The following is a 16,263-nucleotide window of genomic DNA, read 5'->3' as shown; positions in this document are numbered from 1 at the left end:
GGACAGGGGGGTCAGTGGGTGGCGCGGTACTCGCTGGGGGAGACGCCGAAGGCGGTCTTGAACGCACGGCTGAAGTGCGCGGCGTCGACGAAGCCCCAGCGAGCGGCGATCGCGGCGACGGGGCGGTCGGCGAGCATCGGGTCGAGGAGGTCGCGGCGGCACTGCTCCAGGCGGCGGGTGCGGATCCACGTCGACACGGTCACCCCCTGCTCCTGGAACAGACCGTGCAGGTGGCGGGTGGAGATGAAGTGCGCGGCGGCGATGGAGGCCGGACCGAGGTCGGTGGAGGCGAGGTTGCGGTCGATGTGCGCACGGATCCGCTGCATGAGGGCGCGGTGCGGGTCGGCGGAAGCCTGGTCGAGTCCGAGCTCCCGCGTGAACACGGTGGTCACGAGGTCGAGGGCGCTGTGCGCGAGCCGAGCCCCCGTCGTGCCGGCGAGCTCGTCGAGGTTGCCGGCGAGCTGCGTCAGGTATGGCACGACCATGCCGCCCAGCCCCTCCTGCCCGGAGATGCGGACGGCCGTGAGCTGCCCGATCATGTCCGCGGGCAGGCTGATGAGGTGCTTCGGGAACATGACCACCATGGTGCGGAAGTCCTGATCGAAGACGAGGGAGTACGGGCGATCGGTGTCGTAGACGGCGAGGTCGCCCGGTTGCAGCACGGCCTCGCGGTCGTCCTGGATGAGCAGCCCGGTCCCGGCGAGCATCAGGCTCACCTTGAAGTACGAGCGGTCGCCGCGGGCGATGAGCTCGGTGGTGCGCTCGACGACGTGCGAGGTCGCGCGGATGTCGTTGACGTGGACCTCGTCGACGGCGGCGCCGCGGATCACGCCGCGGAACTGGTCGGCGCCCGCGGAGGACACCTGCAGGGGGACGAACGACTCGGAGACGGCGGCGCGGAACTCGCTGATGTTGCGCGCGACGAGGGTCGACACCGATTCGGCGGGGGTGGTGAGGGCACCGTTCATGACTGATCACCTCGGGCTGGTGGGAACGACGACGTTGTATACGATCCGTTCCGCGATGCTACCACCGGCGACGGCCGCGCGGGGTGCCGTCTAGGATGTGGTCCGTGAACGGCGGGATGATGTCGACGGTGGGGCAGCGGATCCGGCACGTGCTCCGTCAGGTGCGTGGACCCGCCACCTCGGACGCGGTGTTCGAGGCAACGGCGCTGATCGTCGGCGCGGCGTTCCTGCTGGTGGGTTTCCTCGTGGCCCTGCCGGTGTTCTGGGGGCACCAGCTCTCGATCAGCGGCACCGGATCGATCGGCATGTTCGCGGCGTACGGCGGTGCGATCGCGGCCGCGCTCGCCTTCGCTCTGGGGCGCCTCGCCGTGCGGGCTCCGGAGCCCGACCCGTCGGTCGCGAGGGACGGATTCGCGGTTCCCGGTGACCGGCTCCGCTGGTACGACCTCGCCGCCATCGCGTTCGCGCACGCCGCGATCGCCTACCTCGGCTGGCTCGGCATCGCGCAGCTCCTGGAGCAGAGCTTCGTCGACGCCCCGGTCTTCCCGTTCCCCGGGGCGATCCTCGTCGCGGTGGCCTTCGCACTCACCGGCTACGTCGCCTTCCTCAGCGCCGTCGCACTGACGCCGACCGTGCTGTCGCTGGTGCTGGCGGTGTTCCTCGTCGTGGGTGCGTTCGCGGCGATGCTGGCGTCGAGCGACGTGCACTGGTGGCGCGACAACCTGTCCGCGCTGGGCATGAGCAGCAACAGCGCCTCGGTGGCCTTCAACGTGACCCTCATCATCGCGGGGATCATGGTGACGACCATCTCCCGCTATGCGACCGCGGGGCTGGCCGTCGACGACCCGGTCGACCGCCGCGGCCGGACGATCGTGCGCGGGGGCCTCATCCTCATGGGGATCTTCCTCGCGTGCGTGGGCATCTTCCCGGTGGACGAGTTCTTCGGCCTGCACAACACGGTCGCGACGGGCATGGCGGTGGTGTTCGCGGTGATCGTCGTCGGCCTGCCGTGGTTCGTGCGCAGCATCCCGCGGGTGTTCGTGGGACTCGGCTGGGCGTACGTGCTGGTCATCGTGCTGCTGGGGGCGTTCTTCGCGGTCGGCTACTACAACCTCACGGCGGTCGAGCTCATCGCGGCCGTGCTGATCTTCAGCTGGATCATCGTGTTCCTGCGCACCGCCGGCACGATGGGACCCTCCACGACGCGCGCGGATGCCCGTGCCACCCCGGAGTCGGCGCTCGACTGACGGGGCGAGGCGTCGTCAGTCGCGGAGGAGGCGCGTCGCCTGACGCGTGCGCTGCAGGGCGTCGACGGTCTCGGCGTACCGGCGCTTGGCGACGCCGATGAACAGGCAGTCCACGAGGGCGAGCTGGGCGATCCGGCTCACCATCGCCCCGGCGCGGAAGGTCGACTCGCGCACCTCGGTGAACAGGGCGTGGTCGGCGACCTGGGCGAGCGGGGAGTCCTTCACGGAGGTGACGGCCACCGTCGTCGCGCCGTTGGCGACGGCGGCTTCGAGGAACCGCACCGTCTCGATGGTCGACCCGGCGTGCGAGAACCCGATAGCGACGGTCGTGCCCACGGGGAGCACGGCGGCGGCGATCGCCTCGTGGGGGTCGGAGAGGACGTGGGCGTTGCGGCCGACGCGGAGCAGCTTGTGCGCGAGGTCCTCCGCGACGAACTGGCTGGCGCCGATGCCGTACAGAAGGATGCGGTCGGCGCCGTCGATGGCCGCGACCGCCGCCGTCAGCACGGCGAAGTCGAGCTGTCCGACGGTCTCCTCGATCGCGAGGAGTTCCAGGGCGGCGAGCTTGGAGACGGCCTCCTCCAGGGAGTCCTCGTCGGAGATCTCGGAGCCGTAGGCGCCGCGGGCGGAGAACTGGGCGGCCTCCTTCCCGAGCTCGGTGGCCAGGGCCATGCGCAGCGGCGCGTATCCGGTGAAGCCGATCGCCCGACAGAATCGGACGACGGACGCGACCGAGGTGTGGCACTCCGTCGCGAGCTCGCTGATCGTCTTGTCGATCACGAGGCTCGGGTTCTCCCGCACGGCGGCCGCGACGCGGGCCAGGGACGGGGGCAGGGTCGCAGCGGCGGCTTCGATCGTCGACTGGATGCTCACGGTATCCTCCGGAACGGCGGAACGGGATGGTAAATTGTTTTCAGCGAGTCTACGTGTTGTGTAGTCGCTTTTCTTTCTTTCCGCCGGATCCGAGGAGTGCCGATGAGCGAGACGACCGCCACCGTCGACCTCGGCAAGTCCCGCTGCCGCCTCGTCGTGCACGGCGCGACGGCCGGGGAGCGCTCCGGGCTCGGAGCCCCGGGCCTCGCCGCGGCGGGCGGAGTGGAAGCGGCGCTCACCGCGATTCTCCCGCTGCTCGACGACGTCGGGCGCATCGACACGCTCGGCGTGGGGGCGGCCGGCGCCTGGTTCGCCCCGGAGGCGGCCGCGGAACTCGCCGCCGCGCTCGCCGCACGGACCGGCGCACGCGTGGCCGTGGCGTCGGACGTGGTCACCGCTCATGCAGGCGCTCTCGACGGCGCGGCCGGCGTGCTGCTCATCGCCGGCACCGGAGCCGTGGCGCTGGGCGTCGACCCCTCCGGAGCGCGTCTGGTCGACGGCTGGGGCCCCGAGCTGGGCGACTTCGGCAGCGGATCCTGGCTCGGCCGGGAGGCGTTGCGCGCCGTGCTCCGTGCCCACGACGGGCTGGCCGCGCCCACCGCTCTCACCGCGGCGCTCGCCGCCCCCGTCGGCCCGCCCTCGGCCGTCCAGGCCTGGCTCGCCGCAGACGGAGCCCTCGCCCGCCGCCTCGCGACCCTCGCGCCCCTCGTGCTCGCCGCGGCCGCAGACGGCGACGCGGTCGCCATCGGGATCGTGGACGAGGCCGTCCGGCTCCTCGCGGCGACGACCGCTGCGGCCGCCGGCGCGACAGCGGACGTCGTGTTGCACGGCGGCCTCACCGACCACGACGGCTTCCGCGCCACCCTGACCCGCGCCCTGGAGACGAGCGGCCACCGCGTCGTCCGCGCGCGAGGCGGCGCCATGGACGGGGCCCTGCTGCTGACCCGTCGCCTCGACCTCCCCCATGAAAGGTTCGTGCACCGTGCCGAATGACCCCCGTTTGACCACCCTCCTCGCCGAGCTCGCGGGCCTCGACACCGAGGCCTCCACCACCGAGCGCGGCGACCTCGACCTGCTGAGCACGACCGAGCTCGTCGAGCGCATGAACGCCGAGGACCGGCGCGTGCCCGAGGCCGTGGCCGGTCGCGCGGCGGAGATCGCGGCGGCGGTGGACGGCATCACGGAGCGGTTCCGCCGCGGCGGTCGCCTCATCTACATCGGTGCGGGCACGGCCGGCCGCATCGGCGTGCTGGACGCGAGCGAGTGCCCGCCCACCTTCGGCACCGACCCGTCGATGGTCGTGGGGCTCATCGCGGGCGGGGAGACGGCCATCCGCTCGGCGGTGGAGAACGCGGAGGACGACGACGAGGCCGCGGCCCTCGCTCTGCGCGACCTCGACCTCACCGACCTGGACACGGTGGTGGGGATCTCGGCATCCGGCCGCACGCCCTACGTCATCGGCGGGCTGCGGTACGCCCGGGGCCTCGGCGCGCTCACGGTGGCGATCGCGTCGAACGCCGGGTCGGCGATCGGCGCGGAGGCCGAGATCGCGATCGAGGTCGTCACGGGGCCGGAGTTCATCTCGGGCTCCACGCGGCTGAAGTCCGGCACGGCGCAGAAGCTCGTCGTGAACATGCTGACGACGCTCTCGATGATCAAGCTCGGCAAGACGTACCGCGGGGTCATGGTCGACCTGCTGGCGACGAACGAGAAGCTGCACGCCCGCTCGATCCGCACGGTGTCGCAGCTCGCGGGCGTCGACGTCGACGCCGCGTCCTCCGCGCTGGAGGCCGCGGACGGCTCCGTCAAGCTCGCGCTGCTCCTGCTCGCGACCGGAGCGTCCGCCGAGACCGCCGCGGCGGCACTGGCGGACGCCGACGGCATCCTTCGCGACGCGATCGCCGCCCTCACCTGAGTCGGTCGTCGCTCTCCCCGCGGTGGGGGATGCGAAAAGCTCCTGCCCGGAGCCATCGGGGCACCTTTTCGCACCCGCGACGGCGTGGCACCGCCGGACGCTCGCTAGTGGCTGCAGGCGCAGGAGTCGCCGCCGCCGCAGCAGGAGGTCGCCGTCGCACCGCCGTGCGCCTGGGAGGACTCCGGCACGTCCATGGCCGGGTTCTGGTCGAGGAAGCCGTAGGGCTTGAACCAGAATCCCGCGTAGTCCACGGGCATGATCGGCCAGTCCTCCGGCCGGGGGAAGTGCGTGAGCCCGAAGGTGTGCCACAGCACCATGTCCTCGCCGTCGATCCGGCGGTCGTCGGCGGTGTACTCCGGGAGGCCGGCGCCGCCCTGGTGCGCGTTGGGATAGCGCCCGGCCGGCCAGATCTGGCCGTGCTCGTACCGGGTCGCCCAGAGGTGCTTCGTGGCGAAGGCCGCGCGCGCCGCGACGGACGACGCGGGGTCGGCCATGAGCAGGGCGGTCGGCTCCGGCACGAGGTGATAGGCGGTCGGGCGGCCGACGTGGTTCGTCCGCGAGGCGCTCTGCACCTCCCACACCCGGGCGACGGAGGAGTCGGCCTCGCGCTGGGCGGCGTGCTCGGTCTCCAGCACCGTCTCCGACCAGGTGAACGCGTTGCCGAACGGGTTGTCCGGCCCCATCGACACCCGCTGCGCATCCACCTCGACGAGGCGGTTGTCCTGGCCGTCGATCGCCACGTCGAGGCGCGCGCAGAACAGGTGCTGATGGACCGGGGCGAAGACGCCGGGGGCGAGTTCGGTGGCGTGCTTCTGGCGGACCCCCGGCTCTCCGGCACCGGCGAACACGATGCCCGTGGCCTTGGCGATGACCTCGATCGAGCCGTCCAGGCCGAAGTTCCAGTAGAAGCCGTAGTCGTAGTTGCCGATGGTGGAGAAGTACGAGACGACGAAGCGCCGCGAGCGCCGCACGTCGGAGCGCCCGGAGAGGTCGGTGTGCTTCCAGAGGATGCCGTAGTCCTCCTCGTGCATGCAGATCACGTTCGGGATGCGCACCGGGTGGCCGTGGTCGTCGGCGACGTAGCCGTCGAGGTACCGGATCACGCCGAGGCAGTCGCAGCCGAGCTCCAGATGGTTGGCGTTCTTGCCGAGGAGGTACTCGCCCGCGTCGAAGTAGCTGATCCAGAAGCGCCCGGGGGCGGTGTCGCCGTAGGGGACGACCATCTCCGGCACGCTCGCCCGGTGCAGCACGGAGCGCCCCTGGAACGACACGTCATGCAGGACGAGACCCTCGCGGGCGTTGAAGCCCACGCGCATCGACCAGCCCTCCCACTCGACGAGCGAGCCGGACACGCCGAAGCTCGGCCCCTCCGGCTGGGTGATCTCGATAGGCTTCAGCGTCGTCCGCGCCGCGCCCTGCACCTCCGGGTAGTAGTTGCCGTGTCCGGCCGGGACCGGCACGTCGCCCTCGTCCTCGACGCGGATCACGCTGTCCGTGGTGAGGTCGATGTGCACGATCAGCCCCTCGACGGGGTGCGCCCACGGGGAATCCTGCTCGTCGTATCGGAGGAAGGTGAGGGACCGGATCACGCGGCGGCCCACCTCGTCGGCGCGGCCCGTGTAGCCCGGGGCCAGGGGGGAGCAGAAGGCGAGGGCCATGTGGTCCGTCAGGCCGCGACGGCGCATGGCCGCCTGCCATTCCGGCGAGGCCTTGGCGATGGCCTCGGCCCGCTCGTACTCCTCGAACAGGTACTGCGGCTGGCCGTAGGGCGGGGCGTCGTTGGGCACCCGGTCCTGGCGCACGACCTCGCCGCGGGTGATCGAGACGATCACCTCGGTCGCGACGCCGGTGGCGGTGTCGAGCAGCGTCACGTCCACCCGGCGGTCGATGGGGGAGCCGGGGCGCCAGGCCGCGAGCTCCTCCTTCGTGGCTTCGTCGGGGAGCAGCATCGGCACGCGGGTGGTCTCGGTGAGAAGACCTGCCGCGTCGAGGATGCGGCGCGCCGCGGCGATCTCGGCGCCGGTGAGCGGATCGAGCGGATGCGGAGCGGCGATGGGCTCGAGGGAGACGGGCTGCGGGGAGTGCGGGGACATCGTTGACCTCACTATTTTCGAGCGAACGCTCAAGAAACGGGTTGGCACGATGATACGACGGCGTGCACGGGTGCACAACCGTGGCGTGTGGGCGATGTCGAGGTCAGCGTCGCCAGGGAGCGAGGATGCTGTCGAGGACCGCGAAGTGCGCCTCCGGCGTCTGCGGCTCCGTGACCTCGACGACCTGCTGGCCGTAGGTGATCGAGCGCAGGAGGGCGAGGAGGTCGCCGGTGGGGGTGTCGGGGCGCAGCTCGCCGTCGGTCGCCGCCTCGTCCAGGGCCTCCCGGATGCTGTCCTGCCACGTCGCGAGAGTCGGCGCTCCGGCATCGGGGGCCGGGGCGAGAGTGGCCAGGCGCCCCCAGAAGCCGACGACCACGTGCGCCTCGGTGCGGGTGCGCTCGTCGACGGGGAGCACCTCGCCCATCAGGGCCCGCAGGCGGGCGAGTCCGCGGAGCCCGGTCGTGGCTGCGGCGATGCGCTCGTCGGTGCGTCGGGTGACCTCGGCCGCCGCGGCGCGCACGACGTCGTCGAAGCCGTCGAAGTAGTGCCACAGGGAGCCGGTCGCGACGCCGAGCTCCTTCGCGACCGCCCGCGAGGACACGCTCTCATGACCATCCCTGGCGGCGACGACGAGCAGCGCGTCGGCGATCTGGCGGCGACGCTCATCATGGTCGACGATGCGGGGCACGTGCTCATTGTGTCGCATTGCGACCGGGTCTCGTTTTTTTGAGCGACCGATCAATATACTTCGGTTGTGGACATCCTGCTCCCGACAGCATCGTGGCTGATGGCGGCGGCGGCGCTCGTGTCGGCCGGCGCCTGCCTCGCTGCGCGCCGTGCCGTGCCGTGGCAGGGACGCCAGGCGGCAGTGGTGATGGCGTCGGGGATGCTGCTGATGGCCGCGGGGGTCCTCGACGCGCTGGGCGACATCATCTGGGGTGCGTTGCTGCTGCTCTCGGCCATGCTCGGGACGATGGGGGTCCGCGGAACGCCGTCCGCGCCCGCGTGCTGCCACCGGGCGCTGGGCTCGCTCGTGATGGCGGCGTGCATGTTCGAATCCGCCTCGACCCCGGGGTCGGTCGCCGGCGTCGAGGCCGCTCTTGGTCACGGCGGGCATGGTCTCGGCGGTGTGCTCTCGGCGTTCGTGCTGGTGGGTTCTCTCGGGGTCGTCGGGTGGGCGTTCGCGGCCTCGTGGCGCCGTTCTGAGCTGCACCGCGGGGGAGCGGCGCGGTCGCTGACGGTCGAGTCCTGGGCGATGGCCGGCGGTGTCGTCGTGATGTGCGCCGGGATGTGATCGTGGAGCGTGAGGGAGGTCCGCTACCGTGAACGCATGCCCCTCGCCCTGATCACCGGTGCCGCCCGCGCGAACAGCATCGCCGCCGGCATCGTCCCGCGCCTGCGCGCCGCGGGGTGGACGGTCGTCACCAGCGATCTGCGCGACGCCGACCACCCGGCGGACCTGTCGACGCCGGACGGCCCCGCATCCCTCGTGGCGGAGGTGAATGCACAGCACGGTCCGATCTCGGCGCTGATCCTCAGCCACGCGCACGATGTCGAGTCCGGAATCCTCGACACCACGGCGGAGAGCTTCGACCTGCACGTCGCTGTGAACGCGCGGGCGAGCCTGCTCCTGATCGCAGCGTTCGCACGCCAGGTCGGCGAGGACGGCGGCGCGATCGTGGCGCTCACGAGCGATCACGTCACCGGCAACCTTCCGTACGGCGCTTCCAAGGGCGCGCTCGATCGGCTCGTCATCTCCGCCGCCCGCGAACTCGGTCCGCGCGGCATCTCCGCGAACGTGCTGAACCCCGGCCCGATCGACACCGGCTGGATGGATGACGAGACCCGCACCTCCCTGGGGGAGATGACGCCGCTGGGCAGGCTCGGGCGACCCGCCGACATCGCCGCCGTCGTCGAGTTCCTCGTCTCAGAAGAGGGGCGATGGATCTCGGGTCAGCTCCTGCAGGCGGACGGCGCCTTCTCGGCCCGCTACTGATCGCGGGCCGCGGGCCGGACGAAGGCCCAGGCGGCGAACGCCGCTGCCGCAGCCGCGACCGTCATCGTCACGGCCATCGTGATGGCCGTGGTCCCGCCGAGACCGGCGGCCACGGGGGCGAGCACGGGGCCGAACAGGAATGTCGCCATCCCGAGAAGGGCCGAAGCGGTGCCGGCACGGACTCCGTGATGGGCGAGCGCCAGCGTCTGACCATTGGGCCCGCCGATGCCGGAGCACAGCATGAACGCGACCAACGCGATGACGACACCCCTCATGCCGACGCCCAGAAGCGCCAGCACGAGGAAAGCCGTCGTCACCAGGAGCGTCGCGGTGATCCCGCCCAGGTAGACGCGCAGGGGCCCCCAACGCCGCACCACGAGTCGGCTCAACTGGCTGCCCGCGATACTCGCCAGGGCGCCGGCCGCGAAGGCGACGCTGAACTCCTGCGGGCTGAGACCGAACTCGTCCTGCAGCACGAACGACGACATCGACAGGTAGGTGAAGAACGCGACACCGCCTCCGGCCGCGGCGCACAGCACGGCGACGAAGAGCCGGTCGCGGACGACCGCTCCGGCGTGCGCGCTCCAGACCCGGAGGCCCCCGCGGTGACGGGCGCATGGCGACAGGGTCTCCGGCAGGGCGAACACCACCACGAGCAGCAACAGCACGCCGACCGCGGACAGCACCCCGAAGATCCCGCGCCAGTCCATGATGCGGGCGAGCTGACCGCCCACCACCGGCGCGATGATCGGGGCGGTGCCCGAGACGAGGAACAGCAGCGAGAGCATGCGGGAGAGCTCGACCCCCTCGAACTGGTCGCGGGCGATCGCCAGGCAGATCACGATGCCCGCCGATCCCGCCAGCCCCTGCAGGAAGCGCGCGACGAGCAGCAGCTCGATGTTCGGAGCGACGGCGCACACCGCGGAGAGCACCGCGAACGCCGCGACGCCGACCAGCAGTGGCAGGCGTCTGCCCAGCCGGTCGCTGAGAGGACCGGCGACGAGCTGTCCCAGGCCGAGGCCGATCATGCACGCCGACATCGTCGCCTGCGCCAGGGCCTCGGTCGTGCCGAGCGAGGCCGCGAGCTGGGGGAGCTGCGGCAGGTAGAGGTCCATCGACAGCGGACCGAAGGCTTCCAGCATGCCCAGCACCAGCATCGCCCGCAGAGTGCCCATGCGGGGCCGCGGGGCGTCAGCGGCGAACGGAAGACTCATCCCTCGAGGCGCAGCACGCGGCGCAGCCAGCTCTCCCGCGCGGCCACTGCGGCCCGGGAGACCTCGGCATCGGGGGAGAACCCGGAGAAGCCGTGGTAGCCGCCCGCCCAGACGTGCAGTTCGGCCTGCCCGCCCGTGGCCCAGATCCGCGACGCGTAGTCGACGGCCTCGTCGCGGAAGGTCTCGGCGGCGCCCACCTCGATGAACGCCGGAGCGAGTCCCGACAGATCCGTGGCCCGTGCCGGTGCCGTGTACGGCGACACGCGATCGGTGAACCGGTCCGCCCCGGCGATCGCGTCCCACGCGGTGTCGTTGTTGTTCCGGTCCCAGGCGCCGAAGCCGTCGTACTGGTGGCTCGACGGGGTCTCGTTGCGGTCGTCGAGCATCGGGCAGCCGAGGAGCTGCCCGGCCAGCCGGGGCCCGCCGCGGTCACGGGAGAGCAGCGCGACCGCCGCCGAGAGCCCGCCCCCGGCGCTCTGCCCGGAGGCGATGATGCGGGAGGTGTCGATGCCGAGCTCGTCGGCGTGGGCGACCATCCACTCCAGCGCCGCGTAGCAGTCCTCCGCCTGTGCCGGTCCGGGGTGCTCGGGGGCGAGGCGGTACTCGACCGCGACCCCGACGACGCCGTGCCGCGCGGCGAGGTCGATGAGCTCGGCGGTGCCGAAGAAGCGCGTGCCGAGCACCATGCCGCCGCCGTGGATCGACAGCACCGCCGGTGCCGGGTCCGTGGGCGCCGGCGCCGGGCGCACGACGGTGATCTCGAGGTCCGGAGACCCGACGGGGCCGGGGATGACCCGGTCCTCCCAGGTCACGGCGCGACCGTCCGCCTGCACGGCCATCGGCGGGATGATCGTGGCGAAGTGGTCGCGGTTGGCGTGGATCGTGTCCGCGCGCAGCGGGATGACCTCCACGAGGTCGACGAAGGCGTCGAGTCCGGCGACGAGCTCCGGGTCGTAGGGCACCGGCTCTGGCGTGCTCATGCGGCGGCCCGCCAGATCCGTCGCAGCCAGGAGGCGCGGGCGGCGAGGGCGGCGCGGGTGATCTCGGCCTCCGGCATGTACATGTCGAAGCCGTGGGCGCCGCCGCCCCAGACGTGCAGTTCGGCCTGTCCACCGGTCTCCCAGATCCGGAGGGCGTACGCGGTGTCCTCGTCACGGAACATCTCCGCCTCGCCGACCTCGATGTACGCGGGCGGGAGGCCGGAGACGTCCGTCGCGCGGCTCGGCGCGGCGTAGGCCGGGGCCTCGGTGCTGAACGCGAGCTCCTCGCCGAGGACGCATGACCAGGCGAGGAGGTTCATGTCGCGCTGCCAGGTGCCGATGCCGTCATACTGCCGACTGGCGACCGTGGTGTTGGTGTTGTCGATCATGGGGCACAGCAGCAGCTGCCCGGCCATGACAGGGCCCCGCCGATCGCGCGCCAGCAGGGCGACGGCCGCAGTGAGACCGCCGCCCGCGCTGCCTCCGCCCACGACGATGCGCGCGGGGTCGATGCCGAGCTCCGCGGCGTGGGCGTGCGTCCACACGAAGGCCGCGTAGCAGTCCTCCACGCCCGCGGGGTACGGGTCCTCCGGTGCGAGGCGGTACTCGACGTTCACGGCCACGACGCCGTGCTCCGCGACGATGTCGACGACCCGCGCCGTCTCCCACGAGCGGTGGCCGACGATCATGCCGCCGCCGTGGATGTTCACGAAGCCCGGGAGCGTCGAGGTCTCGGACCCCGCGGGGCGGAAGATCGTGACCTCGATGTCCGGGGCTCCGGGCGGGCCGGGGATGACGCGGTCCTCCCACGTGATGTCCCGGCCGGCGATCACGGTGTCGTTGTCCGGGAACATCCGGTCGACGCCGTCGCGCGGCAGGGTCTCGCGGGTGAGCGGGGGCTGCGGGTTCTTCGCGATCTCGTCGAGCACGGCCTGCACGTCGGGATCGAAGGGGACGGGGATGGTCATGGTTCTCCTCGGGTGGGACGGCGTCAGGGGCCTTCGGGGTCGACGACCCCGCGGTCGGCCCAGAAGGGCTCGACGAGACGGCGCAGCTCGGCGGCGCCGATGCGGTCGACGAGGGCGGCCGCGTCGAGGTTCGCCTGCAGCTGCGCGAGGCGGGAGGCGCCGAACAGGGTGGTCGTCAGGGCGGGGTGGGTGAGGGTGAAGGCGATGCCGAGCTGGGCCGGGGTCACGCCGAGGTCTTCCGCGACCGCGGTGAACGCAGGGACGTCGGCGATGATCCGCTCGCGGATGTCGCCGGGGTCGCGCCCGATCTGCCGGCCGCCGTTCACCGTCCCGGCGAGGATCCCGCCCTCCAGGCAGTCTGAGGCCTGCAGCGTGAGGCCCTGCTCCCAGAGGCGCGCGAACGGCTCGCCGTCCGGGATCGACCGGCGCGAGACGCTGTACTTGAGCTGCGCGATCTGCGGACCGGGCACGCCTTCCGCGGCGGCGAGGTCGATCAGGGTCTGGATGCTCCCCGCCGACCAGTTGTTCACGCCCCACGCGCGGATGAGGCCGGCGTCGGTGAGGGCGGCGAGGTCGAGCACGAGATCGCGCAGCTCGAGGTCGTCGCGGCGCAGGTCGCCGAGGATCACGAGGTCGGCGTGCTCCGTGCCCACCCGCATCAGGGCGTTCTCGAGCTGCGGGCGGAAGCCGTCGGCGCCGAAGGCCTCCAGCCAGAGCTTCGACGACAGCAGCCACTCCTCCCGGCGCAGCCCCGCCGCGCGCACCATCGCCGAGAAGATCACGTCGGTGAAGACGGGCGGGGCGCCGGGTGCGGAGTACACGCCCACATCGAAGAGGTTCACGCCACGGTCGGTGGCCTCGCGCAGGAGTGCGACCGCGTCGGCGAAGTCCATGCGGTCGTAGGTGTGCCACGAGCCCAGCGAGAACAGGGAGGCATGCAGGCCGCTGCGGCCGATCTCGCGAAGGGGGAGGGGAGTGGTCATGATGCTCCTCAGAGGCTCGGGTCGATGACGGCCTTGACCTCATCGAGGTGGTGCATGTGGGCGATCTTCGCGGAGGCGTCGGCGAGTCCGACCGGGGCGCTGAACAGGTCGTCCCACGGGAAGCGGTCGGCGAAGGCCGTGAAGAAGTCGATCGCGCGGGCGTAGTCGGAGATGTCGCCGTTGAGCGAGCCGACCACCGTGAGCTCCTTGCCCATGATCGTGCTCAGGGCGAAGCCGTCTCCGGCGGGGCCGGTCGAGCCGACGATCGCGACGGTGCCGCGCTGGGCGGCCATGCCGACGGCGTCCGGCCCGACGCTCGGGGCGCCCGCGAAGTCGAACACGTGGTCCGCCCCCTGGCCTCCGGTCAGCGCCAGGACCTGGTCGACGACGGGCCCGTCGCGGAAGTCCACGACGGCGTCGGCGCCGAAGCGGGCGGCGAGCTCCAGACGGGCCGCGGGAGCGCCGACGGTGATGACCTGCCCGGCACCCGCGATCTTCGCGACTGCCGTGGCGAAGATGCCGAGGGCGCCGGAGCCCTGCACCACCACGCGGGAGCCGGGGCGGATGCGACCGGCCCGCTCGAACGCGCGGAGGACGGTCTTCGCGGCGCAGCCCGCCATGGAGGCCCAGGTGTCCTTCACCGCCGCCGGGAGCAGGAGCTTGGCGGCACCCGGGGTCACGTACGCGTACTCGGAGAGCCCGGCCGTCGCGAACGGCGGCACGTCGGCGCGCTGGAGGAAGCCGTAGCCGCGGCGGGAGCAGGCGACCGGTTCCCGCAGCACGACGCACCCGTGGCACTCGCCGCAGGTGGACTCCGACCAGCCGATCCGGTCGCCAGGGGAGAGCGGGCGGCCGAGCGCGTCGCGGGTGTCGGGTCCGGTGGCCACGATCTCGCCGACCATCTCGTGGCCGAGGACCATGGGCAGCATGCCGGGGAACGACATCTTCCCCTCCCAGATCTCGATGTCCGTGCCGCACAGCGTGGTGCAGGCGATGCGGACGAGGGCGGCGCCGGGTTCGATCTCGGCGGGCAGCGGGAGGTCCTGCAGCGTGAGCGGCTCGCCGTGCGCGGTGAGCACCGCGGCGCGGGTGGTGGTGGGGAGGATCATGGTTCTCCAGTCGCGGGGCGGGTGGCGGGATCGAAGACGGTCCTCCGCGGTGCCCGGGAGGGGCGGAAGCGATCCGGCACGGAGGGGGTCGGGGGTCAGACGAGGAGCTGGCCGCCGTCGACGGGGACCGAGACCCCGGTGATGTGGCTGGCGGCCTCGCTCGCGAGGAACAGCACGAGCGGGGTGACCTGGTCGACCTCGGCGATGGTGCCGAGCGGGATGCGCGACTCCCACGCGGCGCGGGCGTCCGGGTTCGAGGCGAAGTCGGCGGTCAGGGGCGTGAGCACGGGGCCGGGGGCGACGGCGTTGACCCGCACCCCGGAGCCGGCGAGCTCGATGGCCGCCGTCCGGGTGAGCGCGTCGACCGCGGCCTTCGTGGCCTCGTAGTGCCCGAGGCCGGGAGTGGGCTGCCGGGCGCCGATCGAGGAGATGTTGACGATGGCCCCGTGGCCGGCCGTGGCGAGCAGCCCGCCGAAGACCCGCAGCATGAGGAACGTGCCGCGGACGTTGACCCGCAGGGCCGCATCGACCGCGTCGACCGCGACCTCCTGGAGCGTTCCCCCGCCGGCGACGACGCCGGCGTTGTTGACGAGGACGTCGAGTCCGCCGGCCTCGCGGAGCCGTTCGGCCGCCGCCAGCACCGACGCTTCGTCGCCGATGTCGAGGGGGAGGGCGGTGGCGCCGATCTCGGCGGCGACGGCTGCCGCGGCGCCCTCGTCCACGTCGCCGATGAACACATCATCCCCGGCGGCGCGGAAGGCGGTGGCGATGCCGCGGCCGAGCCCGGAGGCTCCTCCGGTGACGAGGATACGGCGCGGGGAAGCGGTCATGGTCGTCCTCACTGACGGGTGTTCTGACGGGATGAGTCCGTTATATTCTACAAACATAGAAAAACACAACCCCGTGCCCCGAGACGGCGAAGGAGCCCTCATGCCCGATGCGACATACCCCCGCAAGCCGCTGTCTCCGGGAGGCGCGACGGTGCCGCCGCTCGCCCTCGGATCGTGGAACACCTGGGATCGCATGGAGTTCGACGACGCCGTGCAGCTCATCCACCGGGCGGTCGAGCTCGACGCCGGATTCTTCGACATCGCGTACTACAACATGGGACCGCACGCCGAGAACTCCCGGACCGACATCCTCTTCGGGGAGGCCTTTCGCGCGAGCGGGGTGGACCGTGCCGACGTCGTGCTGTGCGGCAAGCTCTGGCTCTGGGACTGGCCGAACCAGGGCTTCCGTGGGCAGATCGAGGAGTCGCTCGAGCGGGCCGGCCTCGACCGCTTCGACACCCTCGTGGTGGGGGACTACCTCGACGCCCCGGACATGCCGCGACTCGTCGCCGACGTGAACGCCCTCCTCGCGGACGGCCTGGTCGACTCGTGGGGGATCAACAACTGGCGGATCACGGACACCAGGGCGGCGCTGGCCGAGGCGGAGGTGCAGGGGGCGACCGGCCCCTCGTTCGCGCAGCTCAAGTACGGCATCGCCCGACGGGCCATGGCGGAGGGTGACGCGTACGGCCCGCTGTTCGCCGACGGAACCCTCGCGCTGCAGGCCTCGGACGTGTTCGAGGGCGGAATCCTCGCGACGGGACGGATGCCTCAGCGCAAGATCGGTGCCGATGTCGGAGGTATCCGCGAGCGGATCCTCGCCGTGTACCCCGAGGTCGCGCGGGTCGCGGGGGAGTTCGGGGTGACCCCGGCCGCCCTCGGCATCGCCTTCTGTCTGGCGAACCCCGCGACGGCTACCGTGCTCTTCGGTGCCTCCCGCGTCGCACAGCTCGAGGAGAACCACGCCGCCCTCGCCCTCGCCCGCGACCACGGAGCCGAGGTCCGCGCCGCCCTCGCCGACTGCCGCGTCGACCACGCCGTCCGCTCCGACGGCTCCTGGTGACCTTTCGCGCCTGCCCCCCTCCGC

16 protein-coding genes are annotated in these 16,263 nt (G+C 72.2%); 6 read left to right on the top strand and 10 right to left on the bottom strand.

The window, feature by feature from the left end; genetic code table 11:
* Positions 1-11 precede the first annotated feature (11 nt).
* Entirely contained in the window at positions 12-968 is a 957-nt protein-coding gene (locus BV453_RS00080; protein WP_025103869.1) for a helix-turn-helix domain-containing protein, read from the bottom strand.
* Between the two features lie 104 nt (positions 969-1,072).
* On the opposite strand from BV453_RS00080, the gene BV453_RS00075 reads away from it, so the two are divergent.
* On the top strand, positions 1,073-2,215 hold the full coding sequence (locus BV453_RS00075) for a DUF998 domain-containing protein (protein WP_249520552.1): 1,143 nt from the start codon (positions 1,073-1,075) through the stop codon (positions 2,213-2,215).
* Positions 2,216-2,230: 15 nt separating this feature from the next.
* Here the strand turns inward: BV453_RS00075 and BV453_RS00070 are convergent, their stop codons facing one another.
* The gene (locus tag BV453_RS00070; RefSeq protein WP_025103870.1) at positions 2,231-3,088 is read right to left on the bottom strand and encodes a MurR/RpiR family transcriptional regulator; all 858 of its coding nucleotides are present in this window, start codon (positions 3,086-3,088) and stop codon (positions 2,231-2,233) included.
* A gap of 102 nt (positions 3,089-3,190) precedes the next feature.
* Between BV453_RS00070 and BV453_RS00065 the strand changes: the two genes are divergently transcribed.
* Positions 3,191-4,081 (top strand): BadF/BadG/BcrA/BcrD ATPase family protein, encoded by an 891-nt coding sequence (locus BV453_RS00065; protein ID WP_025103871.1) that lies wholly within the window; start codon positions 3,191-3,193, stop codon positions 4,079-4,081.
* Complete coding sequence (gene murQ, locus BV453_RS00060; RefSeq protein ID WP_025103872.1) at positions 4,071-5,003, top strand: N-acetylmuramic acid 6-phosphate etherase; 933 nt, start codon at positions 4,071-4,073, stop codon at positions 5,001-5,003. The genes BV453_RS00065 and murQ overlap by 11 nt, the downstream gene beginning before the upstream one ends.
* A 104-nt stretch (positions 5,004-5,107) precedes the next feature.
* On the opposite strand, the gene BV453_RS00055 is transcribed toward murQ, so the two are convergent.
* Complete coding sequence (locus tag BV453_RS00055; RefSeq protein ID WP_249520551.1) at positions 5,108-7,096, bottom strand: primary-amine oxidase; 1,989 nt, start codon at positions 7,094-7,096, stop codon at positions 5,108-5,110.
* Between the two features lie 103 nt (positions 7,097-7,199).
* On the bottom strand, positions 7,200-7,784 hold the full coding sequence (locus BV453_RS00050) for a TetR/AcrR family transcriptional regulator (protein ID WP_126894337.1): 585 nt from the start codon (positions 7,782-7,784) through the stop codon (positions 7,200-7,202).
* 66 nt (positions 7,785-7,850) lie between these two features.
* On the opposite strand from BV453_RS00050, the gene BV453_RS00045 reads away from it, so the two are divergent.
* Together BV453_RS00045 and BV453_RS00040 are read left to right on the top strand one after the other, a co-directional pair.
* A complete protein-coding gene (locus BV453_RS00045) occupies positions 7,851-8,390 on the top strand; it encodes a hypothetical protein (RefSeq protein WP_126894336.1) in 540 nt (179 codons plus the stop codon).
* 36 nt (positions 8,391-8,426) lie between these two features.
* Positions 8,427-9,092, top strand: coding sequence for an SDR family oxidoreductase (locus tag BV453_RS00040; RefSeq protein ID WP_017204020.1), 666 nt, complete (start codon positions 8,427-8,429; stop codon positions 9,090-9,092).
* Here BV453_RS00040 and BV453_RS00035 read toward each other — a convergent pair.
* The 6 genes from BV453_RS00035 to BV453_RS00010 form a co-directional block, all read right to left on the bottom strand.
* Complete coding sequence (locus tag BV453_RS00035; protein WP_231729416.1) at positions 9,086-10,306, bottom strand: multidrug effflux MFS transporter; 1,221 nt, start codon at positions 10,304-10,306, stop codon at positions 9,086-9,088. The two genes, BV453_RS00040 and BV453_RS00035, sit on opposite strands and share 7 nt — an antisense overlap.
* On the bottom strand, positions 10,303-11,286 hold the full coding sequence (locus BV453_RS00030; RefSeq protein WP_062766349.1) for an alpha/beta hydrolase: 984 nt from the start codon (positions 11,284-11,286) through the stop codon (positions 10,303-10,305). Before BV453_RS00030 ends, BV453_RS00035 begins: the two co-directional genes overlap by 4 nt.
* A complete protein-coding gene (locus BV453_RS00025) occupies positions 11,283-12,254 on the bottom strand; it encodes an alpha/beta hydrolase (RefSeq protein ID WP_062766352.1) in 972 nt (323 codons plus the stop codon). Before BV453_RS00025 ends, BV453_RS00030 begins: the two co-directional genes overlap by 4 nt.
* A 23-nt stretch (positions 12,255-12,277) precedes the next feature.
* Positions 12,278-13,237, bottom strand: a complete 960-nt coding sequence (locus tag BV453_RS00020; RefSeq protein WP_062766355.1) for an aldo/keto reductase — start codon at positions 13,235-13,237, stop codon at positions 12,278-12,280.
* Between the two features lie 8 nt (positions 13,238-13,245).
* Positions 13,246-14,346: a zinc-binding dehydrogenase gene (locus BV453_RS00015; protein ID WP_249520550.1), complete on the bottom strand. Its 1,101-nt coding sequence runs from the start codon at positions 14,344-14,346 to the stop codon at positions 13,246-13,248.
* A gap of 95 nt (positions 14,347-14,441) precedes the next feature.
* Positions 14,442-15,176 carry an SDR family NAD(P)-dependent oxidoreductase gene (locus tag BV453_RS00010; RefSeq protein ID WP_249520549.1) on the bottom strand — a complete coding sequence of 245 codons (735 nt, stop codon included), beginning with the start codon at positions 15,174-15,176 and terminating at the stop codon, positions 14,442-14,444.
* A 100-nt stretch (positions 15,177-15,276) separates the two neighbouring features.
* On the opposite strand from BV453_RS00010, the gene BV453_RS00005 reads away from it, so the two are divergent.
* On the top strand, positions 15,277-16,239 hold the full coding sequence (locus BV453_RS00005; RefSeq protein ID WP_249520548.1) for an aldo/keto reductase: 963 nt from the start codon (positions 15,277-15,279) through the stop codon (positions 16,237-16,239).
* Positions 16,240-16,263: the final 24 nt, after the last annotated feature.

Origin of the sequence: Microbacterium sp. ER1, from assembly GCF_023383675.1 — a bacterium.
GTDB lineage: Bacteria > Actinomycetota > Actinomycetes > Actinomycetales > Microbacteriaceae > Microbacterium.
The sequence above is the reverse complement of the archived record's forward strand: the minus strand, read 5'-3'. Positions and strand labels throughout refer to the sequence as shown.

Coding starts and splice junctions, on each gene's coding strand:
- BV453_RS00055 (WP_249520551.1), bottom strand. CDS start 7,096: ATGTCCCCGCACTCCCCGCAGCCCGTCTCCCTCGAGCCCATCGCCGCT.
- BV453_RS00020 (WP_062766355.1), bottom strand. CDS start 13,237: ATGACCACTCCCCTCCCCCTTCGCGAGATCGGCCGCAGCGGCCTGCAT.
- BV453_RS00035 (WP_231729416.1), bottom strand. CDS start 10,306: ATGAGTCTTCCGTTCGCCGCTGACGCCCCGCGGCCCCGCATGGGCACT.
- BV453_RS00030 (WP_062766349.1), bottom strand. CDS start 11,286: ATGAGCACGCCAGAGCCGGTGCCCTACGACCCGGAGCTCGTCGCCGGA.
- BV453_RS00025 (WP_062766352.1), bottom strand. CDS start 12,254: ATGACCATCCCCGTCCCCTTCGATCCCGACGTGCAGGCCGTGCTCGAC.
- BV453_RS00015 (WP_249520550.1), bottom strand. CDS start 14,346: ATGATCCTCCCCACCACCACCCGCGCCGCGGTGCTCACCGCGCACGGC.
- BV453_RS00080 (WP_025103869.1), bottom strand. CDS start 968: ATGAACGGTGCCCTCACCACCCCCGCCGAATCGGTGTCGACCCTCGTC.
- BV453_RS00065 (WP_025103871.1), top strand. CDS start 3,191: ATGAGCGAGACGACCGCCACCGTCGACCTCGGCAAGTCCCGCTGCCGC.
- BV453_RS00005 (WP_249520548.1), top strand. CDS start 15,277: ATGCCCGATGCGACATACCCCCGCAAGCCGCTGTCTCCGGGAGGCGCG.
- BV453_RS00040 (WP_017204020.1), top strand. CDS start 8,427: ATGCCCCTCGCCCTGATCACCGGTGCCGCCCGCGCGAACAGCATCGCC.
- BV453_RS00010 (WP_249520549.1), bottom strand. CDS start 15,176: ATGACCGCTTCCCCGCGCCGTATCCTCGTCACCGGAGGAGCCTCCGGG.